At 65.8% G+C, this 22,758-nt stretch carries 31 protein-coding genes; 20 read left to right on the forward strand and 11 right to left on the reverse strand.

Translation table 11 applies throughout. The features are described from left to right. Positions 1 to 96: 96 nt before the first annotated feature. From FCE95_RS15480 to FCE95_RS15490, 3 genes are all read right to left on the reverse strand, one after another. Positions 97 to 423, reverse strand: a complete 327-nt coding sequence (locus FCE95_RS15480; RefSeq protein WP_137267939.1) for a hypothetical protein — start codon at positions 421 to 423, stop codon at positions 97 to 99. A gap of 72 nt (positions 424 to 495) precedes the next feature. Beyond that, complete coding sequence (locus FCE95_RS15485) at positions 496 to 1,200, reverse strand: DUF4329 domain-containing protein (RefSeq protein WP_137267940.1); 705 nt, start codon at positions 1,198 to 1,200, stop codon at positions 496 to 498. Positions 1,201 to 1,326: 126 nt separating this feature from the next. Continuing rightward, positions 1,327 to 2,229 (reverse strand): arginase family protein, encoded by a 903-nt coding sequence (locus tag FCE95_RS15490; RefSeq protein ID WP_137267941.1) that lies wholly within the window; start codon positions 2,227 to 2,229, stop codon positions 1,327 to 1,329. 220 nt (positions 2,230 to 2,449) lie between these two features. Between FCE95_RS15490 and FCE95_RS15495 the strand changes: the two genes are divergently transcribed. From FCE95_RS15495 to FCE95_RS15515, 6 genes are all read left to right on the forward strand, one after another. Then, on the forward strand, positions 2,450 to 2,869 hold the full coding sequence (locus FCE95_RS15495) for an MmcQ/YjbR family DNA-binding protein (RefSeq protein ID WP_137267942.1): 420 nt from the start codon (positions 2,450 to 2,452) through the stop codon (positions 2,867 to 2,869). 114 nt (positions 2,870 to 2,983) lie between these two features. Then, positions 2,984 to 3,646: a hypothetical protein gene (locus FCE95_RS15500; protein ID WP_137267943.1), complete on the forward strand. Its 663-nt coding sequence runs from the start codon at positions 2,984 to 2,986 to the stop codon at positions 3,644 to 3,646. A 113-nt stretch (positions 3,647 to 3,759) separates the two neighbouring features. After that, entirely contained in the window at positions 3,760 to 3,948 is a 189-nt protein-coding gene (locus tag FCE95_RS17500; protein WP_425481311.1) for a hypothetical protein, read from the forward strand. A gap of 11 nt (positions 3,949 to 3,959) precedes the next feature. After that, positions 3,960 to 4,355, forward strand: coding sequence for a DUF2242 domain-containing protein (locus tag FCE95_RS15505; protein WP_425481312.1), 396 nt, complete (start codon positions 3,960 to 3,962; stop codon positions 4,353 to 4,355). Positions 4,356 to 4,407: 52 nt separating this feature from the next. After that, on the forward strand, positions 4,408 to 5,505 hold the full coding sequence (locus tag FCE95_RS15510) for a serine hydrolase domain-containing protein (protein WP_189644799.1): 1,098 nt from the start codon (positions 4,408 to 4,410) through the stop codon (positions 5,503 to 5,505). 22 nt (positions 5,506 to 5,527) lie between these two features. Next, on the forward strand, positions 5,528 to 5,911 hold the full coding sequence (locus FCE95_RS15515; RefSeq protein ID WP_137267945.1) for a Rid family hydrolase: 384 nt from the start codon (positions 5,528 to 5,530) through the stop codon (positions 5,909 to 5,911). 122 nt (positions 5,912 to 6,033) lie between these two features. Here FCE95_RS15515 and FCE95_RS15520 read toward each other — a convergent pair whose 3' ends face one another. Further along, positions 6,034 to 6,933 (reverse strand): dienelactone hydrolase family protein, encoded by a 900-nt coding sequence (locus tag FCE95_RS15520; RefSeq protein WP_137267946.1) that lies wholly within the window; start codon positions 6,931 to 6,933, stop codon positions 6,034 to 6,036. Positions 6,934 to 7,133: 200 nt separating this feature from the next. Here FCE95_RS15520 and FCE95_RS15525 point away from each other — a divergent pair, with 200 nt between their 5' ends. The 3 genes from FCE95_RS15525 to FCE95_RS15535 all read left to right on the forward strand — a co-directional run bounded on the left by FCE95_RS15525 (position 7,134) and on the right by FCE95_RS15535 (position 9,643). Next, positions 7,134 to 8,075, forward strand: coding sequence for an alpha/beta fold hydrolase (locus tag FCE95_RS15525; protein WP_137267947.1), 942 nt, complete (start codon positions 7,134 to 7,136; stop codon positions 8,073 to 8,075). 128 nt (positions 8,076 to 8,203) lie between these two features. Next, positions 8,204 to 8,821, forward strand: a complete 618-nt coding sequence (locus FCE95_RS15530; RefSeq protein WP_137267948.1) for a trimeric intracellular cation channel family protein — start codon at positions 8,204 to 8,206, stop codon at positions 8,819 to 8,821. Between the two features lie 231 nt (positions 8,822 to 9,052). Continuing rightward, positions 9,053 to 9,643: a dihydrofolate reductase family protein gene (locus FCE95_RS15535; protein ID WP_137267949.1), complete on the forward strand. Its 591-nt coding sequence runs from the start codon at positions 9,053 to 9,055 to the stop codon at positions 9,641 to 9,643. A 61-nt stretch (positions 9,644 to 9,704) separates the two neighbouring features. On the opposite strand, the gene FCE95_RS15540 is transcribed toward FCE95_RS15535, so the two are convergent. The 3 genes from FCE95_RS15540 to FCE95_RS15550 form a co-directional block, all read right to left on the reverse strand. After that, positions 9,705 to 10,094, reverse strand: a complete 390-nt coding sequence (locus FCE95_RS15540) for a putative quinol monooxygenase (protein WP_137267950.1) — start codon at positions 10,092 to 10,094, stop codon at positions 9,705 to 9,707. Positions 10,095 to 10,267: 173 nt separating this feature from the next. Then, on the reverse strand, positions 10,268 to 10,804 hold the full coding sequence (locus FCE95_RS15545) for an outer membrane beta-barrel protein (RefSeq protein WP_137267951.1): 537 nt from the start codon (positions 10,802 to 10,804) through the stop codon (positions 10,268 to 10,270). Positions 10,805 to 11,202: 398 nt separating this feature from the next. Further along, a complete protein-coding gene (locus tag FCE95_RS15550) occupies positions 11,203 to 11,391 on the reverse strand; it encodes a hypothetical protein (protein ID WP_137267952.1) in 189 nt (62 codons plus the stop codon). 118 nt (positions 11,392 to 11,509) lie between these two features. Between FCE95_RS15550 and FCE95_RS15555 the strand changes: the two genes are divergently transcribed. The 3 genes from FCE95_RS15555 (at position 11,510) to FCE95_RS15565 (ending at position 13,519) form a co-directional block, all read left to right on the forward strand. Then, on the forward strand, positions 11,510 to 12,154 hold the full coding sequence (locus FCE95_RS15555) for a DUF6766 family protein (RefSeq protein WP_137267953.1): 645 nt from the start codon (positions 11,510 to 11,512) through the stop codon (positions 12,152 to 12,154). 124 nt (positions 12,155 to 12,278) lie between these two features. Next, positions 12,279 to 12,890: a ferritin-like domain-containing protein gene (locus FCE95_RS15560; protein WP_137267954.1), complete on the forward strand. Its 612-nt coding sequence runs from the start codon at positions 12,279 to 12,281 to the stop codon at positions 12,888 to 12,890. Positions 12,891 to 12,928: 38 nt separating this feature from the next. Then, positions 12,929 to 13,519, forward strand: coding sequence for an alpha-ketoglutarate-dependent dioxygenase AlkB (locus tag FCE95_RS15565; RefSeq protein WP_137267955.1), 591 nt, complete (start codon positions 12,929 to 12,931; stop codon positions 13,517 to 13,519). 6 nt (positions 13,520 to 13,525) lie between these two features. Here FCE95_RS15565 and FCE95_RS15570 read toward each other — a convergent pair whose 3' ends face one another. Then, entirely contained in the window at positions 13,526 to 14,071 is a 546-nt protein-coding gene (locus tag FCE95_RS15570; RefSeq protein ID WP_223266927.1) for a cysteine hydrolase family protein, read from the reverse strand. Between the two features lie 99 nt (positions 14,072 to 14,170). Here FCE95_RS15570 and FCE95_RS15575 point away from each other — a divergent pair, with 99 nt between their 5' ends. Next, a complete protein-coding gene (locus tag FCE95_RS15575; protein WP_137267957.1) occupies positions 14,171 to 15,292 on the forward strand; it encodes a DUF3182 family protein in 1,122 nt (373 codons plus the stop codon). After that, the gene (locus tag FCE95_RS15580; protein WP_137267958.1) at positions 15,276 to 16,076 is read left to right on the forward strand and encodes an alpha/beta hydrolase family protein; all 801 of its coding nucleotides are present in this window, start codon (positions 15,276 to 15,278) and stop codon (positions 16,074 to 16,076) included. Before FCE95_RS15575 ends, FCE95_RS15580 begins: the two co-directional genes overlap by 17 nt. A 38-nt stretch (positions 16,077 to 16,114) precedes the next feature. Here FCE95_RS15580 and FCE95_RS15585 read toward each other — a convergent pair whose 3' ends face one another. Both FCE95_RS15585 and FCE95_RS17195 read right to left on the reverse strand, forming a co-directional pair. After that, a complete protein-coding gene (locus tag FCE95_RS15585; protein WP_137267959.1) occupies positions 16,115 to 17,119 on the reverse strand; it encodes an SDR family oxidoreductase in 1,005 nt (334 codons plus the stop codon). Between the two features lie 141 nt (positions 17,120 to 17,260). Then, the gene (locus FCE95_RS17195) at positions 17,261 to 17,419 is read right to left on the reverse strand and encodes a hypothetical protein (protein WP_189644800.1); all 159 of its coding nucleotides are present in this window, start codon (positions 17,417 to 17,419) and stop codon (positions 17,261 to 17,263) included. Between the two features lie 163 nt (positions 17,420 to 17,582). Between FCE95_RS17195 and FCE95_RS15590 the strand changes: the two genes are divergently transcribed. The 4 genes from FCE95_RS15590 (at position 17,583) to FCE95_RS15605 (ending at position 19,797) form a co-directional block, all read left to right on the forward strand. Further along, positions 17,583 to 18,029: a DUF4920 domain-containing protein gene (locus FCE95_RS15590; RefSeq protein WP_189644801.1), complete on the forward strand. Its 447-nt coding sequence runs from the start codon at positions 17,583 to 17,585 to the stop codon at positions 18,027 to 18,029. A 32-nt stretch (positions 18,030 to 18,061) separates the two neighbouring features. Beyond that, entirely contained in the window at positions 18,062 to 18,679 is a 618-nt protein-coding gene (locus tag FCE95_RS15595) for a hypothetical protein (protein ID WP_137267961.1), read from the forward strand. Beyond that, positions 18,676 to 19,182 carry a hypothetical protein gene (locus tag FCE95_RS15600; RefSeq protein ID WP_137267962.1) on the forward strand — a complete coding sequence of 169 codons (507 nt, stop codon included), beginning with the start codon at positions 18,676 to 18,678 and terminating at the stop codon, positions 19,180 to 19,182. The genes FCE95_RS15595 and FCE95_RS15600 overlap by 4 nt, the downstream gene beginning before the upstream one ends. A gap of 87 nt (positions 19,183 to 19,269) precedes the next feature. After that, positions 19,270 to 19,797 carry a CcdC protein domain-containing protein gene (locus FCE95_RS15605; protein WP_137267963.1) on the forward strand — a complete coding sequence of 176 codons (528 nt, stop codon included), beginning with the start codon at positions 19,270 to 19,272 and terminating at the stop codon, positions 19,795 to 19,797. 3 nt (positions 19,798 to 19,800) lie between these two features. Here the strand turns inward: FCE95_RS15605 and FCE95_RS15610 are convergent, their stop codons facing one another. Further along, a complete protein-coding gene (locus tag FCE95_RS15610) occupies positions 19,801 to 20,583 on the reverse strand; it encodes an SDR family oxidoreductase (protein ID WP_223266928.1) in 783 nt (260 codons plus the stop codon). A 252-nt stretch (positions 20,584 to 20,835) separates the two neighbouring features. On the opposite strand from FCE95_RS15610, the gene FCE95_RS15615 reads away from it, so the two are divergent. Beyond that, complete coding sequence (locus tag FCE95_RS15615; protein ID WP_137267964.1) at positions 20,836 to 21,879, forward strand: lipid A deacylase LpxR family protein; 1,044 nt, start codon at positions 20,836 to 20,838, stop codon at positions 21,877 to 21,879. Between the two features lie 92 nt (positions 21,880 to 21,971). Continuing rightward, on the forward strand, positions 21,972 to 22,748 hold the full coding sequence (locus FCE95_RS15620) for a lytic transglycosylase domain-containing protein (protein WP_137267965.1): 777 nt from the start codon (positions 21,972 to 21,974) through the stop codon (positions 22,746 to 22,748). Positions 22,749 to 22,758 lie beyond the last annotated feature (10 nt).

A 22,758-nucleotide genomic window follows, 5' to 3' on the forward strand; every position in this document is an offset into this window, starting at 1 on the left:
AACAAAAAACGCAGGGCGGAACCCGCGCAGCGGATTCCGTCTTTTTCGTAAGGATGCGAGGCGGAAACGCCTGCGGCGGTTCGCCCTACGGATTCTTCAGCGTGAGAACGCGCTCCGCGTGACGCTGTAATCCTCGGCGGAAACCCAAACGCTGATCTCGCGGCCCAGCGAGGTGCGGCCGCCGACCGTGGGTTTTTCGCCGGGGGCGAGCTTGGGCGAGAAAACCACGCGGATGGCGCCGTCGGCCGGCGCATGGACTTCGACCGTGTACGCCGCGATATCCGCCTCGGGCAATTTTTCGCGGAAGGTGCCATAGGCCGCGGCGAGCGCGCGCGCGTTCTTGCCGTCGAGCTGCTGCACCGCGTCTTGGTTCGGCATCGGCATGGCGTCCTGCGGGAAAGCCGCGAAAGCTAGTGTACTCATAAGTAATATCCTGATCAGCATGGCGGCACGGCTCCTCGGACGATCCAGGAGTGCCACGGGATCGTGGCGCCGTCAGTTAAGCCGGGTGTCCTGGTTGTTGCCCGCATCGTACTTGCGGAAGGATCCGTTCGGCGTGGAGACGTAGATCACGTCGCCCCAATAGCCGCCTTCGGCCACGCGCTTGTCCTGCGGGGAGAAGTTGTTGCTGTCGAATTCGTCTCCGGCCGCGTCGGTGCGCGTGCCGTCGGCCTTCGAATAGTCGGCGTGGCCGTGGTAGCAGGCGAACACGTCCAGACCGGCGGGCTGCGGCACCTGGCTCGGGTCGAAGCCGTCCAAGGTGCCCGGCATCGGCGTGGATACGTAGAACTGGCCGTTGTTCGGATCGCGGAACACCAGGCCGCCGTTCTCGCGATTGGCGGCGATCGACAGCGGATTCGAATAGCCCATCATCGCCGTGGCCGCCGCGTCGGAAGACGCGAACGGACCCAGCACCGTGCCCGGCGGCACCAACGGCGCGACTTCGGACACGTTGACCGGAATGGTGCGGTCGTCGGCGAGGGCCTGCGCGGCTTTCTCGGTCAGCGCCTCGTCGGTGTAGCAGACCTGGTCGCGCTTCTCGATGCCGGCGACGAGATCGTACGCCTGGTCGCGCTGCTCCTGCGTCGCGTCCGGGGACACCAGCTTGTCGACGACGTCGTTGTAGCGCGGGTTGTCGCCTCGCGCGACGGGCGGCAAGCCGCCGATGTCGGGAACGATGCGTTCGGAGATGGGATTCATGGGCTTTCACCGTCGCAGGACACGGAGGCATCTTTCGTCTGCGCCGTAGGGCGAACAAGCTAGGGAAGACCCCAGGCGCGCGCTTTTGCGCTATGCGAACGCGCTGCTGAACGCGAGTTTTGGCGATTATTTGCGCGCGGGCGCTTCGGTGCCGAGGGCGTCGGCGAGCAATCCGGCCAACAAGCGGCCCGCCTCGCCGTCGCGATCGAGCGCGGGATTGTAGATGGTGAGTTCCAAGCCGACCGCGCGTCCGCTCGCCAGCGCGAGTTGCAGCGCGCGCTTCAGTTCGCCGGCGGTCAGGCCGTCCGCCAACCGGTAGTCGACCGCCGGCATCGCCTCGTCGTGCAGGCAATCCGCATCGACGTGAATGAAGAAGCCATCCAGCTCCGGCCGCGTAAGATGCGCGATCGCCGCGGACGCGGCCTGGTCCACGCCCGATTCGCGGATCGCAGCCAGATCGAAAGCCAGCAAATCTTGCGGCAGCGGTTGGCTGCCGTACTCGGCTTGTTCGTCGGCGTCGCGGAAACCGAACGCGACCGCGTCTTCGCTGCGCACCAGCGGAGCGCGTCCTTCGATATCGCACAACAACGCGGGGCCATGGCCGGTGGCGAAGGCGAGATCCATCGATGCCGCCTCGCCGTTCGGATTGGCTTCCGGCTGATAGAAATCGGCGTGGCCGTCGATGAACAGCAAGCCGTACCGTCCCCGGCGCTTCAAGGCGAGCGTAGTGCCCAGCAGGATCGAACAATCTCCGCCCAGCACCACCGGAAATTCGCCGCGGTCGAGCACGCTTTCGCAAGCGTCGGCCAGGCGTGGCGACCAAGCGGCGATCGCTTGCGCGTTGAGCGTGCCCGTGGCCGGGTCGCGCACGGGATCGTAGGCCGGCGTTTCCACGCGCGCGGCGAGGCGCGCTTGCAGCGCGCCGGCCAAGCCCAGCGCGAGCAAGGCTTCGGGCAAGCGTTCGACGCCGGTCGGCTTCAAGCCGAGTATCGAAGGCGCCTGGACGATGGCGTAGCGACGCGGCGGCATCGGATCTTCACGGATCGACGGACGCGAATTCTCGCCGGTACGCGATGAATGCCGCGTCAGCGATTCTGCTCTTCGTAGGAGCGGCCTCGGCCGCGAGCTCTTCTCTCAAATCGAGACGCCGCGGGAATTTGAGAAAAAGCTCGCGGCCGAGGCCGCTCCTACGCAAAGCTCTGAGCAACAGAGCAAGCTCGGCTATGCTCGCGTTCTGAAGGAGCAGCGCATGCCCAGTCGCCCGCCAGTGCCGCCGGAAACCATCGAGAGAATTGCGGCGATCTGCCTGGCCTTGCCCGCGGCCTACGAAGAGGCGGCCTGGACGGGTACGCGCTGGATGGTGGGCAAGAAGAATTTCGCGCACGCGGTGCGCATCGAAGACGGTTGGCCGCCGGCCTACGCCCGAGCGGCCGGCACGCGCGGACCGGCGACGGTGCTGACCTTCCGTTCGCCGCTTTCGAAAGCCGACGCGCCCGAGCTTTGGCGGAATCCGTTCTTCAAACCCGTGTGGTTCGAGGACATCTTCGGCGTGGCGCTGGACGAGCGTACCGATTGGCAGCGCATTGAAAATCTGCTGGTCGCCAGTTACGCCGCGTTGGCGCCGAAGAAGCTGCTGGAAGAGGCGAGATTGCCCGCCCGGCCGCGATGAAAACGGTACCGGGCCGATGTTTTTGCGACCTTCGTTTCAACATGGACAACGGCTAATGCGGCATTCATGTCCGAATCGCAGACTGGCGGCCGGATCCAGACGGAGGGTTAGGGCATGAACAAGGCACGGATTTGGACGTTGTTGATCGCGCTGGGCATCGCCGCTTGCGGCGCGGCGCAGGCGCAAACCATCGGCTACAACATCCGCACCGGCGACGTGTGGGTCGACACGCGCCTGGGCGAAATCAACGATTACGGACGCCGCTATCGCGAACCGTTCTTCGACGAGATGTCCGGGTACTACGGCGCACCGCGGCCCTTGCTGGTGGAATTGATCGACCAGCGCCACTGGGCGCCGGCCGACGTGTACTACGCCTGCGCCATGGCGCGCGCGTTGAATTTGCCGTGCGCCGAGGTCGTGCGCGAATACGATCGGCATCCGGGCCAGGGCTGGGGCGCGGTGGCCAAGCGTTACGGCATCAAACCCGGCTCGCCGGCTTTCCATGCGTTCAAGCGCGGCGCGGCGACCACGTACGGGCATTGGGGCTATCCGGTGGTGGTCGATCGGCCAGTGCGCGTCGATTGGTCGCAGCACGGCCCGGGCAAAGGCAAGGGTCCGTCGCATGCGTCCCAGGCGAAAGGATCCTCGCCGTCGAGGTCGCATTCGCCTTCGGGCAAGGACCATGGCGGCAACGGCAAAGGCCACGGCGGCGACAAGGGCGACAAAGGCGGCCACGGCAAGGGCAACAACGGCAAAGGCAACGGCAAGGGGCACTAGCCTCGTGCGAGCGTGGGACGTGAAGGCGGCGAGAAAACGGCTGCGGCGCGACGTTCAGGCGCCCTGAACATCGCGCTGGCTAGACTCGTTCTCTTCCGCCGTCTTCCAGCGCCATGGCCTATCGCACCGTTACGAACTGCTTCGCGCTCGCGATCCTGCTGACCTCGGCCGGCTGCGGCCTGCGCGGCGCCAAACAAGAACCGCCGCCGTCCGGCGAAACTTTCGGCGCCGACGATACCTATTCGCGCGTTTATTCCGTGGCGCCCGGGCCGGCTTGCGAAGCGTCGCCCGCGCACTGCTAGGGCAGGGCTATGTGATCTCCAAGGCCGGCCCCGATGCGGTGGAGGCCAACAAGAATTTCCAGCCCGATGCGGAAGTCCACACCCAGCTCAACGTGCGCGTCACCTGCCTCGCGCAAGACGAGGGCGCTCTGGTCTTCGTCAACGCAGTGCAAGACCGCTTCGCGTTGAAGACTCAATCGAACTCCGCCAGCGTCGGCGTCGGCGTGCTCGGTTCGGTGTCGCTGCCGGTCGGCAGCAGCGGAGCGGCGCTGGTGAAGGTGGCGAGCAACACCGTGCAGAACCAGGATTTCTACCGGCGCTTCTTCGATCGGGTGAAGTCGTACCTGCCGGCCAAGCCCGGCGAATCGGCCGCGCCGCCGCCGGCGCCCGAACCCGCGACGCCGCCGGATCCCGCGCCCGAGGGCTGATCGCCGCGCCGCGATGCGGCATGATGCCGGCCTACCGAGCCGGAGGCCGCGCATGAAACCGATGGGATGGCTGCTGTGTTTGCTGGCGATGCCGTCCATCGCCGCCGCGCAAGATCTCTGCTTGCGCCATGCGATCGGCGATGCGGAATCCGGATTGAAAGGCCAGATCGTGGTGACCGCGCTCACCGCGAAAGGCGACCGCGATACGCAAGTGCTGTCCGCAGTGGGGCAGGCCAAGCTCAAGGGCGACGAAGGCTTCCGCATCGCCAGCATCACCAAGACTTTCGTCGCGGCGACCGTGCTGAAGCTGTGGGAAGCAGGCCGCATCGACCTGGACGCTCCGATCGCGCGCTGGCTGCCTTCCGCCTGGACGCAGCGTTTGGCCGGCGACGGTTATTCGCCGTCGAAGATGACGGTGCGCCATCTGCTCAGCCACACGTCGGGCTTGGCCGATCATGCGCAAGCCGAGCAGTTCATCGCCACGATCAAGGCCGATCCCACGACCGAATGGTCGCGCGCCCGCGACATCGCCCGCCTGGTCGAATGGACCGATCCGGTCGGCGCGCCCGGCGAAAAATTCGCCTATTCGGATACCGGCTATCTGCTCTTGGGCGCGATCGTCGAGCAGATCACCGGCCAAGACCTGCCCGACGCCGTGCGCGCGCAGCTCGGACTGGATCGCCTCGGCTTGGAAGACACCTATTGGGAACGTTACGAGCCGGCGCACGCCCGCACGCGAGCGCACCAGGTGTTCGAAGGCGACGACACCTATGCGTGGAATCCGAGCATGGATCTGTTCGGCGGCGGCGGTTTGGTCGCGTCGACCGCCGACATCGCCGTGTTCTTCGACGCTTTGCTGCAAGGCCGCGTCTTCTCGAAGCCGTCCACGCTGAAGCGCATGCTTTCCGCGGAAGGCTTGCCGGCCGGCAGTCCGTATCGCCTGGGGTTGTTCGACTACGACTTGAAAGGCGCGCGCGGCATCGGCCATTCCGGTTTCTGGGGCACGCTGGTGATGCGCGACCCGATCTCGGGCCGCACCATCGCCGGTGCGGTGACCGACCGCGCCGACTATCCCAAGCTCAACAAGCTCGCCGGCGACTACATCCGCGCGGCGGCCGGACCCGGCGCGGCAGCGGCCGGTTGCAAGTGACGCATTGCGCGGAGAGCAACGCATGACGCGCCGGGGAACCCGATCCGAGCATCCGTTCGAAGCGGAATACGGCTATCGCCGCGCCGTGCGCGTGGGCCCGCACATCCACGTGTCCGGCACCACCGCGCGCGAAGCGGACCTGGGCGGCGATGCGTTGGCGCAGGCGCGCAGCGCGCTGTCGATCATCGCGCCGGCGCTGGCCGAGTTGGGCGCGTCGCTGGCGGATGTGGTGCATACCCGCTTCTACATCGTCGACATGGCCGATCTGCCCTTGGTGACGCAGGCGCATCGCGAAGCCTTCGGCGAATACCGGCCGGCGAGCACGCTGCTGCAAGTGGTCGGGTTGACGCCGCAAGAGGCGCGGGTGGAGATCGAAGTGACGGCGATCGTCGGCGATGGCGCATGACGCCTGCTTTTGTAGGAGCGGCTTTAGCCGCGAGCTCTTTCCTTAAATCGCGGCATTGTCGCGATTTGAGAAAGAAAGCTCGCGGCTAAAGCCGCTCCTACAAAAAGCGGATCGACGGCGGTTCAACCGCGCAAACGCCGCTCGAACAACGCGACCGTCCGCTGCCACGCTTCCTTCGCCGCCTTCTCGTCGTAGCGCGGCGTAGTGTCGTTGTTGAAGCCGTGCTGCGTGCCCGCCGGTTGGTACAGCGCGTACTTCACGCCGGCGGCTTTCAGCGCCTGCTCGTACGGCGGCCAGGTGGCGTTGACGCGCTCGTCGGTGCCGGCCAGCACGATCAGCATTTCGGCCTTGATCTTGGGAACGTCGGCCAGCTCCGGCGCCGGGCCGTAGAACGGCGCCGCCGCCGCCAATTCCGGTACGTGCGTGGCCAGGAAGTTGGACATCCCGCCGCCCCAGCAGAAGCCGACGACGCCGAGCTTGCCGTTGCCGCCTTCGATGCCGCGCAGCATCGCGGCCGCGGCCAGGAAATCCTCGCGGGTCTTGGCTTGGTCGAGCTTGGCGAACTGGGCGCGCGCGGCGTCTTCTTCGCCCGGATAGCCGCCGAGCGGGAACAAGGCGTCCGGCGCGAAGACGATGAAGTTCTCCAACGCCAGGCGGCGGGCGATGTCTTCGATATGCGGATTCAAGCCGCGGTTCTCGTGCGCGACGAGCACCGACGGCAACGGTCCTTTCGCCTTGGCGGGCTTGACCAGATAGCCGCGGCCTTTGCCGTAGCCCTTCGGCGAATCGAATTCCAAATACTGGACCGACAGCCGCGCATCGTCGGGCTTGATCTGTTGCGCGGCGGCGAATTGCGGACTCAGCGCGGCGAGCAAGCCGGCCGCACCGGCGGCGCCGACCGCGAAACGGGCCGCGCCGGCGAGGAAGGCGCGGCGGTCGATCACGCCGTGGACGTATTGGTCGAACAGGCGCAGGACTTCCGGGTCGAAATCGCTGGCCTTGGCTCGGGGCTGATCGGACATGGCGGTCTCCGCGGCGGACGGACCGCCATTAGGCCAGAACGGCCGAAAGACGGCGTTAGCTAAGCGGCCTTGCGCTTTAGCCCTCTCCCGCAAGCGGGAGAGGGGTATTCGTCGCCTAAAAAATTTTCCGAGTTTTGTCGATCCGCCGGTCTTTGGTACGTCGCCCTTATAACCAACCAGCTGAAACCACGGAGACGACCATGTTCAAGACCGCCGCCCTCGCATTGCTGACCTTCGCCGCCGTAGCCCTTGCCCCAGCCCCGGCTATCGCGCAAAAGTCCCAGCCGCAGGCTGTCGCAAAAGCGGGCGCCGCCACGAAAACCGGCCATATGGCCATCGACGGCGTCGACTATTACTACGAAATCCACGGCAAGGGCGAACCCTTGCTGTTGCTGCACGGCGGTTTGGGTTCGATCGACATGTTCGGCCCGGCGCTGGCCAAGCTGGCCGAAACCCGCGAAGTGATCGCGGTCGATCTGCAAGGCCACGGCCGCACCGCGCTGGGCGAGCGTCCGTTCAAGCTGGAATCGATGGGCGACGACATGGCCGCGCTGGTCGCCAAGCTGGGCCGCAAGCAGGTCGACGTGCTGGGCTATTCGATGGGCGGCGGCGTCGCGTTCCGGATGGCCGCGCAGCATCCGCAAAGCGTGCGCCGCTTGGCGATGGTGTCCACGCCGTTCTCCGACGACGGCTTCTATCCCGGCATCCGCGCCCAGCAGAACCAGGTCGGCGCCGCCATGGCGCCGATGATGGAACAGACGCCGATGTACCAGACCTACGCCGCCGTGGCGCCGAACAAGGGCGAGTTCCCGCGCTTGCTCGACACGGTCGGCAATTACATGAAGCAGCACTACGACTGGTCGGCCGACGTGGCCAAGCTGACCATGCCGACGATGCTGGTCTACGGCGACGGCGACATGTTCCGCCCCGAACACGAAATCAAGTTCTACCAGTTGCTGGGCGGCGGTCTGCAGGACGCGGGCTGGCAGCGCGAGACGCTGTCGAAGAACCGGCTGGCGATCCTGCCCGACGTCACCCATTACGACATCTTCGCCGCGCCGCGCCTGATCCCGACCGTGCTGCCCTTCCTGGACGGCAAGAGCGATGCGAAGAGCTGGGCCGAGCAGACCGAGAAGCGCTGAAGCGCGCAAGAAGTCCCCGGATGCCGCCCCCGCGGCATCTTATTTTCGGCGTCCGCCGATCGCCTATGCGCCGAAGCGGCCACTTACACTGAAGGCCCGAGACCGCGCCGCAAAGGCGGGAGGCAGCCATGCTGTTGCACTGGGCCTACCTGGCGGCGATCGCCGCCGAAGCGATGAGCGCCGCCCTGATCGCCGGGCGGCGCAGCATGGACTGGTTCGGCGTCTGCGTGATCGCTTGCATCACCGCGCTCGGCGGCGGCACCGTGCGCGACGTGCTGCTCGGCCACCATCCCTTGGCGTGGATCGAGCATCCCAGCTATCTCGTAGTGACGATCTGCGCGGCGCTGGCGACCGGGATCGTGGCGCCTTTCATGAAACGCCTGCACAAGGCCTTCCTCGCGCTCGACGCCTTGGGGCTGGTGGTGTTCACCGTGATCGGCTGCAACATCGCGGTGTCGGTGCAGGTGCCGTTCTTCATCGTCGTGGTGATCGGCGTCATCACCGGCACTTTCGGCGGCGTGCTGCGCGACGTGCTCTGCGGACAGGTTCCGCTGCTGTTCCAGAAGGAGCTTTACGCCAGCATTTCGTTGGCGACCGGCGTCCTGTACCTGGGCGCGCAGAAACTGGGCGTGGGCCACGAAGTCGCGATGATAGGTTCCATGGCGATCGGCTTCGCCCTGCGCATGCTGGCGATCCGTTACGAATGGAACATGCCGAAGTTCGTCTACAAGGAAGAATGGGATTGATGCGTAGCTCCATCTCCCCTCGGGAGAAGGTGCGCGAAGGGCTGATGAGGGTTCGTCGTAGCGACGCGAACTGAACTGCATCGTTACTCCGCACCCTCACCCGGCGCTGCGCGCCGGCTTCTCCCGAGGGATAAGGAAAGCTGCGGCGAAGGCTGTCGATCCGCCGCGCCTCGGTTCGTCTAGGAAGAAACGGGCACTCGCCCGTTCCATTCCACGAACGGGGGTTCCGTAATGAAACTGGTCGTAGGCACCTTTCTCAGCCTGGACGGCGTGATGCAAGCGCCTGGCGGCGTCCAGGAAGACCGCAGTGGCGGCTTCGAGCTCGGCGGCTGGATCGTTCCTTATTTCGACGAAACGATGGCCCGGTTGATCGCGGCCTGGACCGAGCGCTGCGACGTCCTGCTGCTGGGCCGCAAGACCTACGACATCTTCGCCGCGCATTGGCCGCATGCGGACAGCGAACAAGAGCCGATCGCGGCCAAGTTGAACAGCGTGACCAAGCTGGTGGCTTCGCGCACGCTCAAATCCTTGGGCTGGGCGCATTCGCGGCTGATCGAAGGCGATCTCGCGCACCAAGTGGCCAAATTGAAGAAGCAACCCGGCCGCGAGATCCAAGTCGCCGGCAGCGGCGAGCTGGTGCGGACTCTGCTCGAGTACGGCTTGGTCGACGAATTCCGGCTTTGGACGTTTCCCGTGGTGTTGGGCAAGGGCAAGCGCTTGTTCGCCGAGGGCGCGACGCCCGCCGGATGGCAGCGGCTCGATACGCGCACGACGAGCACCGGCGTGGTGGTGAATTCGTACCGCAGCGCAGGCAAGAACTAATCGTCAAAACGTAGCCCGGGTGGAGCCGAAGGCGATACCCGGGATAGCGTCGCGGCGCTCCCTACAGACCGTGCCCGCCGACCGGCGTCGTGGTCGTGCCGTTGCTGAAGCCGGCGATCAAAGGCTTGCCGCGCGCGATCGCTTGCTTCACGGCGGGAAGCGATAGCGAAGCCTGGTGGCTGGCTTGGCTGTCCCACACCTCGGTGATCCAGATGCCGTCGGCATCCGCCGGATCGTGGGCGACGACGTAACTCAGGCAGCCGGGCATGTCGTGGATGCCTTCCAGCAGGATCGCGACCAGTTCGTCGCGCTTGCCGGCGGCCGCGGTCATCTTGCCGATCAATCCGTACATCGTCTTGCGCTCTCCCGTTGCGGTCCAAGCCGGCGCGAGCCAAGCGCCGGCGGCGAATGCGCCGGCGGCCAGGATGAAATCGCGTCGGCCGATGTTCATGGCGGGATGTTAACGCAGGCCGCCGATCGCCAGGCCAATCGCCGCGGCGTCGTTTTCGACGGGAGGGCGAGCCGGTTGCGCCGGCCTCGCGGGATCGGCCGATCCCGAGAACGGCGCGCAAAAGAAAACCGCCGGTCGATGCCGGCGGTTTTTTGTTTTTAGTCGGTGCCGGCTCAGAAATCGAAGCGCACTTGCACCTGCGCCAGGTCCAGATCGAGGTCTTCCACTTCGAAGCGGCTGTATTCGCCGCGCAGCGCGACCTTGTCGGTGAAGCGGTACTGCAGGCCCAGGCCGTAGGTCGGGTCGCTGCCGCTGTCGTCGTGCGTGCCGGTCAGGCCGGGAATCGCGCGATCCAGGTTCCAACGCTGGAAGCCCGCCTTGGCGTAACCGGAAAACTTGTCGGTGAACGGCACGGTGCCGACCGCGGTCAGCGAGACCGAGTCCGCTTCCAGCGCGCGTCCGGCACCCTTCGGTTCCAGCTTGCCGAAATCCGAATAGCCGGCTTCCAGGCCGAAATAGCGGTTGAATTGATAGCCGCCGAAAGCCGAGAAAGCGGTGTCTTCGTCGTCGTAGGCGTTCTCGTCGACGAAGGATTGGCCGACGCCCACGCCGGCGTAGAAGCCGGGCTTGTCTTGCGCCTGCGCGCCGAGCGCCGCGGCACCGAGAACCAGGGCCAGCAATGCACGGGACAGCAACTTATTGTTCTTCATAACGACTCCTGCAAAGGACGCCGCCGCGCGAAAGGGGGGAGGGAGCGCGGCGAACGTTCCATGCGGCGGGCCCCGGCACGATGCCTGGACAGCCGTCGCTGCAGGGATGAAATGGTTGCGCGGCAGCGCAAGCAAAAGATCATAAACAGGGATGGAATATCCCGCGAACGGGATATTTGCACCGGTCGGAGCGCGGCGTTTGGTAGGCCGTCTCGGGCGAATCGGCGATGGCCGCCGCGCACGATTCGGCGTATGCAAGGTCTTCTTCGGCGGCTTCGCGCTGGATCCCGGCGACGAGCGCGCAAGCCTTCGCGGAATTCCTCGGACGAAACGGCCCGATGCTTCAGCTACGGAGTCGCCAACTCCACATTCGACTGCCGGCGGCTCTTGCCATGGGCTCAGTTCGGCGCTTTGGCCGGCACGAAAGGCGAGACGGGATCGCTCGCGGGAAAGGTTTCTTCCAGCGCCTCGTCGTGGTTCTCGCTTTCATGGCGTTTGCGTTCCGTGCGTTCGCGTTCGGTTTCGCGCGCGGGCGATTTGCCGCCGTCGATCGGCGGATCTTTGCGGTCCTGGTTCGTCTTCGCCATGGCGTGAATCTGCTCGCGTCCCGGGCAAATCGGCGTGAAGAAAAACCGTCCGTTCGAAACCGGTTATTCACGCGGCGACGCCTATGGTCTTGCTCTGCATCCATTGCCGGAGCGGAACATGAATTTTGGATTCTTGCGCCGGAATGGACTGTCGCTGGTCCTGGTGCTGCTTTTCCTCGGCAGCCTCGCCGGCCAGATCGTCAGCGGATTCAGCGTGCTGAACGATGAGCGCATCGAGCGCGGGCAGCCTCCCATCGCGCCGCTGCAGTATTTCGGCCAAGGCCAGTTCCTCTCGGCCACGTTCGAGAATTGGGAGAGCGAATTCCTGCAGATGGGGCTGTACGTGCTGCTGACCGTGCGATTGCGCCAGCGAGGCTCGGCGGAGTCGCGGCCCATGCGGGAAGAGGAAGAGAAGATCGAACCGGGCCAAAAGCCGTGGCCGGTGCGCGCGGGCGGCCTTTGGCGCAAGCTGTACGCGCATTCCTTGTCCACCGCGTTGCTGTTGTTGTTCGCGATCGCTTTCGTCGGGCATTGGCAGGGCAGTTGGCGGCAATTCTCCGAAGAAACCGCGGCCAAGGGCGGCATTCCGCCCAGCGCATGGGCGTATTTGGGCGAGGCCCAGATCTGGTTCGAATCCTTCCAGAATTGGCAGAGCGAATTCCTCGCCGTGCTGTCTCTAGTGGTGCTGTCGATTTTCCTGCGCCAGGACAAGTCGCCGCAGTCCAAGCCGGTCGAGGCGCCGCATTCGCAGACCGGCGCTTGAGATCCGACGGTGCGGCGTTTTCTTAACCCTTCAGCTTAGGGCTTCACGAACCGTGGCGCTCGCTTCACCGCGCGCCGACGGCGCATGGCGGAAAGTCGCGCTACATCCAAGAGGAAAAACCGCCATGGCCAGAAAGATCGAGTACGACACCGCACAACTGCGCGAGTTGCTGCTGCAGGCGCTGGAAACCGAGCGAGGCGGCATCCAGATCTACGAGAACGCGATCCAGTCGGCGGTCAACGAGGATCTGAAGCAGGAATGGCAGGAATACCTGGAAGAGACCCGCACGCACGAAAAAGTGCTGTTGAACGTGTTCTCCGAACTCGGCATCGATCCGGAAGAGCAGAGCCCGGGCCGCGCGGTCGTCGCGCACCAGGGCCAGTCGCTCGTCGCCGCCATCCAGATGGCGCGCAAGAACGCCGACGCCAACGCCGCCGAGCTCGTCGCCGGGGAATGCGTGGTCCTGGCGGAAACCAAGGACCATATGAACTGGCATCTGATCGGCCACGTGGCCCAGCACGGCACCGGTCCGGAAACCCGGGTGCTGCAAGCCGCGTTCGAAGCGGTGGAAAAGGACGAAGACCACCATCTCTACCACACCACCGGATGGACCCGCGAACTGTGGATTCAATCCTTGGGCTTTCCTGCCGTGCTGCCGCCGCCGGAAGAGGTCAAGCACGTGGAATCGGCGATCGGCGCTTCGCGAGCGGAGCAGGCGCGCGGCAAATTGCTGTAGCCTCGGCGGCCCGCAGCGCGCTGCGCCGTCGAGCCCGCATGGAAGATTCGCTGTTCCCGGCGTCCGCGCTGCAGTTGACCGAGGACGATGAAGGCGGCATCCGCTATTGGCCGGCCGCCGCCGATCCGGCGACTGCGGCGCGCTGGTTCTCGGAGTTGGAATCGCGCGTGCCGTGGAAGTCGGAGCGCAGGCCGATGTACGACCGCATCGTCGACGTCCCGCGCCTCCTCGCGGCGTACCGGCTGGACGCCTTGCCCGGAGATCTGTCCGTCCTGGAGGAAATCGCCGCTGCGGTGCGCGAGCGCATCGATGCGCCGTTCAACGCGGTCGGCCTGAATCTCTATCGGCACGGCGACGACAGCGTGGCCATGCACAACGACAAATTGCACACGCTCGCGCCGAAGCGGCCGATCGCGATCGTATCCCTCGGCGCCGCCAGGCGCATGGACATCCGCGCCAAGGCCGCCCCGCGGCGCACATTGCGCATCCTGCTCGAGCCGGGCAGCTTGCTGGCCATGAGCCATGCCTCGCAGCTCGCCTACGAACACGGCATCGCCAAGACCCGCGCGGCGGTCGGGCCGAGAATCAGCGCGGTGTACCGGGTGCGTCCGCCCAAATACGCAGGCTGAATCCGCTCAAGCGGCGATCGAACGGGCGGCGCGCGCATCGGCGCCGAGCGCGTCCTTCATCAAGGCGATCGCGCGGCGATTGCGCTCGGCGCTCTGCGAAGCGACGCAATCCCGCGGCACGGCCACTTCGAATTCGTTCATATGCGCGTCCGCAGCCGTCGCCAGCACGCAGGAGTCGCCCGCGATGCCGGTCACGATCAACCGCCGCGCGCCCAACCGCTCCAGCAGGATGCGCAGCGGCGTGGCGAAAAACGCCGAATGCCGCGGCTTGAGCACGAAGTAGTCGTCGTGCTCGGGCGCCAGCAGCGCCGCGATTTCGGCGCCCGGCGCGCCCTCGCGGCTGCAGATCGCCACCAACTGCCTGAAATCGGACTGCCATTGCGTGAAATTGTCGTTGATGTAAAGGACGGGTACGCCTTGCGGTTTCAGCCTGGCCTTGAGCGCCGATATCCGCTTCGCGGCCGGCAGCGCCGCGCGCCGCAGAGGCGCGGCGCCGGCGAAATCGAAGGGATTGATCATGTCGATGATCAATAGCGCGGAATCGTGCGGCATGGCGTCGGTATCCTCGTCCGCGCAGCAGAACATTGCGTCGGTAGGGATGGCGTGAACCGTTTCACGGAAGCGTGATCCCCGCTGCCGGAGCATGTCCGCATGGATAAGATCGCACCCGGCGCACGTCCGGTGGTGCTGTTGGTGACGCAAGCGGACCACGATCCGGACGGCCACGACCACCGCACCCGGATCGCGATGGCCGAACGCATCGCCGCATTGCGCGGCGGCGCTTACGCGGGCGAATTCGACGCATCGGCGCGCTACGCCGTCCGGCCGTATTTCGTGCCCGACTGCACTTTGCTGCTCGATCGCGCCGATGCGTTCGGCATCCGCGGCGAAGAGGATCTCTTCGGCGGAGCGGTCCCGCATGCGTTTCTGGCCAACAAGACCATCAGCCATCCCTTGCTCGGCGCGGAGGCGGTCGCGCCGCGGGGATGGTCGATGCGCCTGGCCGATCGCTTGGGCGATGCGGTGTTGCCGGGATTTTCCGCCTTTTCTTACGACGATGCGCTTGCGGCGGGACGCCGCTTGCTGGAAGGAGGGCGCATCCGGTTGAAATCGCCGTTGGGCATCGGCGGCGGCGATCAGGCGGTGGCTGCGGACCCCGCCGAGTTGGAAGCGGCCCTGCGCGAGATCGGCGAAAGGGAAGTGCGCGAACACGGCGTGGTGATCGAACGCGACCTGTTCGATCCGATCACCTATAGCGTAGGCCGGCTACGCTTGTGCGGGGCGTGCTTCGCCTATTACGGCACCCAGCTCTCGGTGGAGGACCGCGCCGGCAAGGCCGTGTACGGCGGCTCCGAGCTTGTCGTCGTGCGCGGCGGTTTCGACGCTTTGGAAAAGCTGGAAGCGACCGAAGCCGCGTTCACCGCCGTGCGCTTGGCCGCGCGCTACGACGCTGCGGTCGCCGCGGAATTCCCGGGCTTCTTCGCCTCGCGCCGCAACTACGACGTGGCCGGCGGCGCCGACAGCGAAGGCCGGGAGCATATCGGCGTGCTGGAGCAGTCGTGGCGCATCGGCGGCGCCACGCCGGCCGAATTGGCCGCGGTGCGCGTCCTCATCGAAGATCCGGAGTCGGCTTGGGTCGCCGCCTCCACGCATGAAACCTATCGGCCGCAAAAACCGCCGCCCGGCGCGCACGTGCATTTCCACGATCCGCGCCGCGAAGACGGACCGGTGCTGAAGTATTCGATGGTGCGCAGGCATGGACATCCGGCTTGAGAAGATCGAGATCGCGGTCGACGGCGAGCGCATCCAAGGAACCGCGCTGTGGCCGCCGCGGCGCCTGCCGGGCGTGTTGTTCGTGCATGGGTGGGGCGGCAGCCAACAGCACGATTTGGCGCGCGCGCGCGAAGCCGCAGGCCTGGGCTGCGTCTGCCTGACGTTCGACCTGCGCGGCCACGAGGACACGGCCGCGCAATGGGAAACGGTCAGCCGCGAACTCAACCTGCGCGACCTGCTCGCCGCCTACGATCGCTTGGCGGCTCATCCGGCCGTCGACCGGGACGCGATAGCGGTGGTGGGCATCAGTTACGGCGGTTATTTGGCCGCGATTCTCACCACATTGAGACCGGTACGCTGGTTGGCGTTGCGCTCGGCCGCGCTGTACAAGGACGAGGGCTGGGAATTGCCCAAGCGCAGGCTCAATCTGGATCCGGATTTGCCGGATTACCGCCGCCGGCCGATAGACCCCCAGGACAACCGCGCCTTGCGCGCGGCGGCGGAATTCCGCGGAGACGCGCTCATCGTGGAGGCCGAACGCGACGTGGTGGTGCCGCATCAGACGACCGAGAACTACCGCAAAGCATTCGCGCGCACCCGTTCGCTCACATCGCGCGTGCTGGCCGATGCCGATCACGCCCTATCCGGGAAGCAGGCGCAGAAGGATTACACCGGCGTGCTGATCAAATGGCTGACCGAAATGATCGTCGGCGCGCGCGAGCAGGCGGCCAAGGCGCAGGTGGAGGGAAACAAGCAGGCCGCCAAACAATCCGTTGATCCGTAGTCCGGGTAAGCGCGCCGGGGCTTTCCGGACCGGGCCGATCATCCGCGAGGGCCGCCCATGACCGGCAAGACGATGCCGCTGATGTAGGAAGCCGTTGCCGGCGAGGCCAGAAACACGTACGCGGGCGAAATTTCCTCCGGCTGCGCAGGCCGGCCCATGTCGCTGTCCTGGCCGAATTTGGCGATCTGCTCGGCGGTTTGATCCGCGGGATTGAGCGGCGTCCACACCGGCCCGGGCGCGACCGCGTTCACGCGGATCCCGCGCGACAACAGGTTGCTGGCCAGGGATTTGGTGAAGGCGTGGATCGCGCCCTTGGTGGCCGAATAATCGAGCAGATGCTTGCTGCCGAAGATGCCGGTCTCCGAACCGGTGTTGATGATGCTGGCGCCTTTGCCCATGTGCGGCAGCGCGGCGCGCGCCATGTGGATGTAGCCGCCGATGTTGGTCTGCAGCGTCTCCTGCAATTGCGCGTCGCTCAGGTCTTCCAGTTTTTCCAAATGCTGTTGGAAGGCGGCGTTGTTGACCAGGATGTCGAGCCGCCCGAAGGCATCGACCGTCTCGCGCACCGCGCGCTCGCAGAAATCGGGGTCTTTCACGTCCCCCGAAATGAGGATGCCGTTGCGTCCCTCGGCTTCGACGCATCGGAGCGTAGCCTGCGCATCCTCGTGTTCGTCCAGGTACAGCACGGCCACGTCCGCGCCTTCGCGCGCGAACAGCACGGCGACGGCGCGGCCGATGCCGGAATCGCCGCCGGTCACGATCGCCGCCATGCCTTCCAGCTTGCCGCTGCCGGCGTAATCGGGCGCGAGGAACCGCGGCTGGACCTTCAAGTCCCGCTCGTTGCCGGGTTTGGCGAGATGCTGTCGCGGCATCGGATTCTCGGGTTGCCGGCGGGCGCCGGCCTGCACCGCTTTGGCCGGCTTCTTCTTGCCCGCCGACTTCTTCGCGATGGAGTCCGCGCGATCCTGGATGGCCCGTTGCTTGGCGACCGTGGCAACCGTAGAGGAAACGCGCTTGGTCGCAGTTTTTTTCTTCATGGCCATGTGACGTCGCCCATCTCCGCTCGGTCCTCGATCGTAGGCGCAGGCACGTAGAGGCGAAGTGGAGATCACCGGTGCGAAACGGCAGAAATGCGAAGCGCCCGTGAGGGCGCTTCTTCGATGCGTTAGCGAAAAGCGAGGGTCCTATTCTTCCTCTTCGTCGGCGTTCTGCGGCTGGCCCGGCTTGTTCTGGTCGTCGCGGTCCTTGCCTTGGTTCTGCTGCGAAGGGTCTTGGATCTGGTTCTGCTTGTTCTGCGACGGATCCTGATTCTGGCCCGGTTTCTGGTTTTGATTGTTGCCCATAGCGGATGCTCCTTGTGGGGGTACGCGCGAGCGAGCACTCGACGCGATGAGAGCATGCGATGGCCGCCGTTATGGGCGCGCGACAAGCGCGTGACGGCGCGCTCAAGACGGTGGGTGCCGCTGAATGGTTCAGCGCCGCAGGCCGGAGTATGATCCGCGGACCGTGACCGACGAGGCGAACGCGATGCGCATGCTGACTTTCATGTTGCTGTCGATGGCGGCCGCATCCGCCGCGGCGGGCGAAACCAAATTCTATGGTCAGGCGATACCGGCCGGGCAGGCCGTGACGATCTCGGCCGCGGTCGCATCGCACGAGAAATACGCCGGCAAGCCGCAGCGCTACAGCGGCCGCATCGCCGAAGTCTGCCAGAAGGAAGGCTGCTGGATGGTGCTGGAAGACGACGGGCGGAGCGCGCGGGTGATGATGCGCGACCACAAGTTCGCCGTGCCGAAAGATGCGGCGGGCAAAGCCGAAGTCTATGGCGTGCTGTCGCGCAAGCAGCTGTCGCCGGAACAGGTGAAGCATATGCAGGAAGAAAGCAAGAACGGACTGCCGGTGTCCGACGTGGAATACCGGATCGTCGCCGACGGCGTCGAAATCGCGGGCTGAGGATTTTTCCGTCGGGCCACCGGAGAGAGGGCATGAACAAACTGCTGTGCGCGGCCGCCGCCGCGATGCTGTTGTCCGCTTGCGACAAGCCCGCGCCTTCGGCGCCCGCTGCGAGCGATGCGCCTGCGCCGGTTGCGGCGCCTGCCGAGCCCGCGAACGCGCCCGTCGCGACCGAATCTGCGCCGCCTGCGGTCGAAACGGCGCCCGCCGCTCCGGCCGCGGAAGTTGCCGAGGCGGATCCTGCCGCGGACAAAGCGACCGACGCCTCCATCGACAAGTTGCTCGGCGACCACACGCGTTATCGCGATGCGATCGACCGATTCCAGAAGGCGGTCGCCGCCAAGGACGCCGCCGGCGTGGCGGCCCTGGTCGCTTATCCGTTCGAAGCGGACATCGACGGCAGGAAAACCAAGATCAAGGACGCGGCCGGTTTCGCCGCCCAATACGGCAAGATCGTGACGCCGCCCATCGCCGAGGCCATCGTCAAGCAGAAATACTCGGAGATGTTCGTCAATGTTCAGGGCGTCATGTTCGGCGACGGCGAAGCGTGGATGAACGGCATCTGCAAGGACGACGCTTGCAAGAACTTCGACGTCAAAGTGATCCGCATTCAACCGGCCGGCGAGAAGAGCGAGGAGACCTCGAAATGAAGCATGAAATCCGCAATCCCGCCGTATTCGCGCTGGCCGCCGCCTTGGCGCTGGCGGGTTGCCAGAAGCCGTCCGCCGAACCCGAGCCGGCGGTCGCGCCCGCCGCGCCGGCGTCCGCCGCGCAACCGGCGCCCGCAGCCGGGCCGCCCACGCCGGCGTCCGAAGCGCAACCGGCCGCGCCGGCCAATCCCGCTACGCCGGAATTCGTCGGCAAGGTGTGGGAAGTGAAGACTTCCTCGGCGGTCGAACCCGGCACGCAATACAGCTTCCTGGCCGACGGCACGCTGGTGATCGCTTCGAAGAACGGGCCGCCGGGCTACGGCAAGTGGACTTACGAGAACGGCGCGCTGACGATGATCGAAGAAGGGATTTCCTATCCCACCGACATCCTCAAGCTCGACGCCGGCACGTTCGAGATCCGCAGCCACAATCCCGGCGAACCGGTGACCATCACCCTCGTGCCGGCCGCAGGCGCGCCCTTGCCGAGCGCGCACGGCGGTTGACGGACGCAGCCGCGGCGGGTGACACCTGACACCTGCTCCGGCCCACGCTTTGGGCTAGATTCGCGGCAACCGACAAGGAGCCGCGCCATGGCCGCACCCGCACTGCCCGCCCTGATGCCTTATCTGGCCACCGCCGGCATCGGCTGGATCTACTACCGCCGGATCCGCCGCAGTTTCGGCCGCCAAACTTGGCAGCCCAAACGCACGATGTTCCGCACGGGCATGCTGGCTTTGGTGGCGGTCGCACTGGTGGCCGCTGCGGTTTTCCTGCCGCGCGTAGGCTGGGGCATCGCCGCCGGCGCGCTGGGCGGCGCGGTTTTGGGAGGGTTCGCTCTGCGCCATACGCATGCCGAAATGGTCGAAGGCCGCGGCTATTACACGCCCAACCCCTGGATCGGCGGCGCGTTGTCGGTGTTGTTGCTGGGGCGCTTGGCTTGGCGCTGGAGCCAGGGCGCGTTCGCGGGTGGCGCGGCGCAAACCGCGCAACAGGCGAGCCCGTTGACCATGGCCTTCGCGGCTGCTTTGATCGCTTATTTCCTGGTCAACAACATCGGACTGATGCTGCGCATGCGCGAGCTGGGCAGTCGCGCGGCGGACGGGTCCGCCGCGCAGTAGCGCTCAATTCCGGTTGATCGAAACGCCGCCTTCCACCGCGAAGGCGGTGCCGGTGACGAACGAGGAATCGTCTCCGGCGAGGTAGAGCACCGATCGCGCCATCTCTTCGGGGGTGGCGATCCGCTTCAGGGCGTAGAGTCCGGTGATGAACTCGCGCGCCTCAGGCGTGTCGATCATCTGCCGATACATGAGCGTGTCGGTGGCGCCCGGCAGCAAGGCGTTGACCCGCACGCCGCGCGGTCCGAATTCGACGGCGAGCGTCTGCATCAATCCGATCAAGCCGGCCTTGCTGGCGGCGTAGGCCGCGACGCCGGGGAAAGAGGCCGTATGGCCGACGAAGGACGAGGTGAACACCATCGATCCGCCGCCGCGTTCGACCATCAACGGCAGCTGGTGCTTCGCGCACAGGAAGGAACCGGTGAGGTTGGTGTCGATCGCCTCGTTCCAGCCTTCGCGGCCTATTTCCGGCGTCGCGCCCATCTGCCCGATCGCGCCGGCGTTGTTGAATGCGATATCCAGCCCGCCGTAAGCCTCGAGCGCGGCGCGCGCCAGCGACGCGGCGAAATCCTCGTCCCGGACATCGCCCGCCCGCGCCGTGGCGCTTCCGCCCGCGGCGGAGATCTCGTCCGCCAGTGTCCGCAGCGGTCCGGCGCTGCGCGCCGCCAGCACCACGCTGGCGCCTTCCGCGGCGAACAATTTGGCCGTGGCGCGTCCGATGCCGGAACTGGCTCCGGTGACGATCGCGACTTTGTCCCGCAATGAATGGCCCATGGTGTTCGCCCGCATTCGCCGCATTCGCAGCCTGGACGCCAGCATGGGCGCGGAGAAGAGGATCCGATATCCGCATCGTGCGGACGGCTGCGGTGGCGTCGCGACATTCGCACGGGTGGAACACCGCATCTCACGAGCGATGCTCGCGGTTCGCGGTTTCGACCCTCACGTACCTCCGAGCATTCGCCGATTTCCGCAGAAGACAGCATGCAAGGCATTCCGCGACCCCGATACGCTCCGTCAGCGCGTGCGCACCGTCTGCGTCGGATGGGGATCTTGGGTTTCTGTCTGATGGTTCTCGCCGGCGCCGCGCAAGCCGCTCCCCGCGCCTGTACCGAAGCGTCGACCGTTTCCGAACGTTCGCCGCCGGTGATCAACGTGCGCGTCGACAACGATCTGTTCGCGCGCCAGGACCAGGGCTACAGCAGCGGCATCCTGGTCAGCATGGTGTCGCCGAATCTGAAGGACTACACCGAAGACGATTGCCTGCCCGCGTTGGCGCGGTGGATCAACCGACACTTGGCCAAGATCCAGCCTTCCGGCTTCGATCAGCAGAACATGGTGGTCAAGGTCGGGCAAGGCATCTTCACCCCGACCGATCCCGAACGGCACGACTTGATCGCCGACGACCGGCCTTACGCCGGCGCGCTGCTGGCCAGCTTCGGCTACAACGCGCGCAAAGGCGATCGCTTGCGCAGCACGCAACTGGTGTTCGGCATCGTCGGGCCCGATGCCTACGCGAAGCAGAGCCAGGACTTCATCCATCGCTTGATCGGCTCCAAGCGTTTCCACGGTTGGGACAATCAACTGCACAACGAACCGGTGGCGATGCTCGTGCACGAGCGTTCGCAGCGCTTCGCGGCGCGCGCGATCGGAAAGCACGGGCTGCAATGGGACGCGATCAACCATTGGGGCGGCGCGATCGGCAATTTCCAGACCTACGCCAGCGCCGGCACGGAGTTGCGATTGGGATTTCGCCTGCCGGACGATTTCGGCTCCAGCCCGGTCCGGCCGGCGGGCGACAACACCGCGCCGAACGAAAGCTATCGCGTGATGCGCGGCTGGACTTGGCATGCTTTCGTCGCCACCGATGCGAAGTGGGTACTGCACGACATCACCTTGGACGGCAACACCTTCCGCGACAGCCATAGCGTGGACAAGAAACCGCTCGTCGGCGAAGCGGCGATCGGCATGGCGATGACCTACGACCGCTGGAAGTTCGCCTTCGCCCGCTACTACCGCAGCCGCGAATTCGACGGCCAGCGTTCGCGGCCTTCGTTCGGCAGTTTCACGATCAGTCGGGCTTTTTAGGGCAGGAACTAGTGAAGAGGAGCGAGAAACGAGTAGAAGCCTTCTCTAGTTCTCACTCCTCTTCACTAGTTCCTGGCTTTAGAATCCATGCCATGGCCCATCGCCCCGTTATCGCATGCCTGCTCGGCTTGGCCGCCCTGCTCGGCGCGGCCGACGCGCAGGCGCGCGTGGTGTACCGCTGCGTGCGCAACGGCACGGTGAGCCTGGCCACGGCGCCCGAGCCGGGTTCCAAATGCGTGGCCAAGACCATTCCCGACGATGCGGCGAAAGTGCCGAACCTGTGGGGCGAGATGGGGATGATCAACGGCACGCTGTACGAACGCGAGCAGGACGGCAAGACCGTCTACGGCACGCGCAATCTGCCCGGCTCCAAGGTCTATCTGAAATTCACCGTGCAGACGCCGCCGGGCTCGCCCGCGCACGAAGGCTTGGGCAAGATCGGCAAGCCGCAGCTGAAGATCTTCGCCAAGGAGTTCAAGGCCGCGGCCAAGGCCACCGGCGTCGACGACGCTTGGCTGCGCGCGTTCGCGCACGCCGAAAGCGGATTCGATGCGAAAGCGGTCTCGCCCAAAGGCGCGCTGGGCGTGATGCAGCTGATGCCGGAAGTGGCGAAGGAATACGGCGTCAAGGATCCGTTTTCGTCCGCCGAGTCGATCAGCGCCGGCGCACGCCATATAAAGCAGCTCAAGCGGCGCTACAAGGACGATTTAGTCCTGGTCGCCGCGGCCTACAACGCCGGCATCGGCGCGGTGGCGCGCTACAAAGGCGTGCCGCCGTATGCGGAAACGCAGGCCTACGTGATCAAGGTGCAGGCCCTGCACGACCGCTATCTGACCGCGATGGGGCGGAAGGAAACCCCGGCTAAGTGAAGAGCGTTTT

This window comes from Luteimonas gilva, from assembly GCF_005239095.1.
GTDB classification, from domain to species: Bacteria; Pseudomonadota; Gammaproteobacteria; order Xanthomonadales; family Xanthomonadaceae; genus Luteimonas_C; species Luteimonas_C gilva.

What these genes read in the sequence shown, in the direction of transcription:
- FCE95_RS15480 (WP_137267939.1), bottom strand. Translation starts at nt 423, where the DNA reads ATGAGTACACTAGCTTTCGCGGCTTTCCCGCAGGACGCCATGCCGATG.
- FCE95_RS15485 (WP_137267940.1), bottom strand. Translation starts at nt 1,200, where the DNA reads ATGAATCCCATCTCCGAACGCATCGTTCCCGACATCGGCGGCTTGCCG.
- FCE95_RS15490 (WP_137267941.1), bottom strand. Translation starts at nt 2,229, where the DNA reads ATGCCGCCGCGTCGCTACGCCATCGTCCAGGCGCCTTCGATACTCGGC.
- FCE95_RS15495 (WP_137267942.1), top strand. Translation starts at nt 2,450, where the DNA reads ATGCCCAGTCGCCCGCCAGTGCCGCCGGAAACCATCGAGAGAATTGCG.
- FCE95_RS15500 (WP_137267943.1), top strand. Translation starts at nt 2,984, where the DNA reads ATGAACAAGGCACGGATTTGGACGTTGTTGATCGCGCTGGGCATCGCC.
- FCE95_RS17500 (WP_425481311.1), top strand. Translation starts at nt 3,760, where the DNA reads ATGGCCTATCGCACCGTTACGAACTGCTTCGCGCTCGCGATCCTGCTG.
- FCE95_RS15510 (WP_189644799.1), top strand. Translation starts at nt 4,408, where the DNA reads ATGAAACCGATGGGATGGCTGCTGTGTTTGCTGGCGATGCCGTCCATC.
- FCE95_RS15515 (WP_137267945.1), top strand. Translation starts at nt 5,528, where the DNA reads ATGACGCGCCGGGGAACCCGATCCGAGCATCCGTTCGAAGCGGAATAC.
- FCE95_RS15520 (WP_137267946.1), bottom strand. Translation starts at nt 6,933, where the DNA reads ATGTCCGATCAGCCCCGAGCCAAGGCCAGCGATTTCGACCCGGAAGTC.
- FCE95_RS15525 (WP_137267947.1), top strand. Translation starts at nt 7,134, where the DNA reads ATGTTCAAGACCGCCGCCCTCGCATTGCTGACCTTCGCCGCCGTAGCC.
- FCE95_RS15530 (WP_137267948.1), top strand. Translation starts at nt 8,204, where the DNA reads ATGCTGTTGCACTGGGCCTACCTGGCGGCGATCGCCGCCGAAGCGATG.
- FCE95_RS15535 (WP_137267949.1), top strand. Translation starts at nt 9,053, where the DNA reads ATGAAACTGGTCGTAGGCACCTTTCTCAGCCTGGACGGCGTGATGCAA.
- FCE95_RS15540 (WP_137267950.1), bottom strand. Translation starts at nt 10,094, where the DNA reads ATGAACATCGGCCGACGCGATTTCATCCTGGCCGCCGGCGCATTCGCC.
- FCE95_RS15545 (WP_137267951.1), bottom strand. Translation starts at nt 10,804, where the DNA reads ATGAAGAACAATAAGTTGCTGTCCCGTGCATTGCTGGCCCTGGTTCTC.
- FCE95_RS15550 (WP_137267952.1), bottom strand. Translation starts at nt 11,391, where the DNA reads ATGGCGAAGACGAACCAGGACCGCAAAGATCCGCCGATCGACGGCGGC.
- FCE95_RS15555 (WP_137267953.1), top strand. Translation starts at nt 11,510, where the DNA reads ATGAATTTTGGATTCTTGCGCCGGAATGGACTGTCGCTGGTCCTGGTG.
- FCE95_RS15560 (WP_137267954.1), top strand. Translation starts at nt 12,279, where the DNA reads ATGGCCAGAAAGATCGAGTACGACACCGCACAACTGCGCGAGTTGCTG.
- FCE95_RS15565 (WP_137267955.1), top strand. Translation starts at nt 12,929, where the DNA reads ATGGAAGATTCGCTGTTCCCGGCGTCCGCGCTGCAGTTGACCGAGGAC.
- FCE95_RS15570 (WP_223266927.1), bottom strand. Translation starts at nt 14,071, where the DNA reads ATGCCGCACGATTCCGCGCTATTGATCATCGACATGATCAATCCCTTC.
- FCE95_RS15575 (WP_137267957.1), top strand. Translation starts at nt 14,171, where the DNA reads ATGGATAAGATCGCACCCGGCGCACGTCCGGTGGTGCTGTTGGTGACG.
- FCE95_RS15580 (WP_137267958.1), top strand. Translation starts at nt 15,276, where the DNA reads ATGGACATCCGGCTTGAGAAGATCGAGATCGCGGTCGACGGCGAGCGC.
- FCE95_RS15585 (WP_137267959.1), bottom strand. Translation starts at nt 17,119, where the DNA reads ATGGCCATGAAGAAAAAAACTGCGACCAAGCGCGTTTCCTCTACGGTT.
- FCE95_RS17195 (WP_189644800.1), bottom strand. Translation starts at nt 17,419, where the DNA reads ATGGGCAACAATCAAAACCAGAAACCGGGCCAGAATCAGGATCCGTCG.
- FCE95_RS15595 (WP_137267961.1), top strand. Translation starts at nt 18,062, where the DNA reads ATGAACAAACTGCTGTGCGCGGCCGCCGCCGCGATGCTGTTGTCCGCT.
- FCE95_RS15600 (WP_137267962.1), top strand. Translation starts at nt 18,676, where the DNA reads ATGAAGCATGAAATCCGCAATCCCGCCGTATTCGCGCTGGCCGCCGCC.
- FCE95_RS15605 (WP_137267963.1), top strand. Translation starts at nt 19,270, where the DNA reads ATGGCCGCACCCGCACTGCCCGCCCTGATGCCTTATCTGGCCACCGCC.
- FCE95_RS15610 (WP_223266928.1), bottom strand. Translation starts at nt 20,583, where the DNA reads ATGCGGGCGAACACCATGGGCCATTCATTGCGGGACAAAGTCGCGATC.
- FCE95_RS15615 (WP_137267964.1), top strand. Translation starts at nt 20,836, where the DNA reads ATGGGGATCTTGGGTTTCTGTCTGATGGTTCTCGCCGGCGCCGCGCAA.
- FCE95_RS15620 (WP_137267965.1), top strand. Translation starts at nt 21,972, where the DNA reads ATGGCCCATCGCCCCGTTATCGCATGCCTGCTCGGCTTGGCCGCCCTG.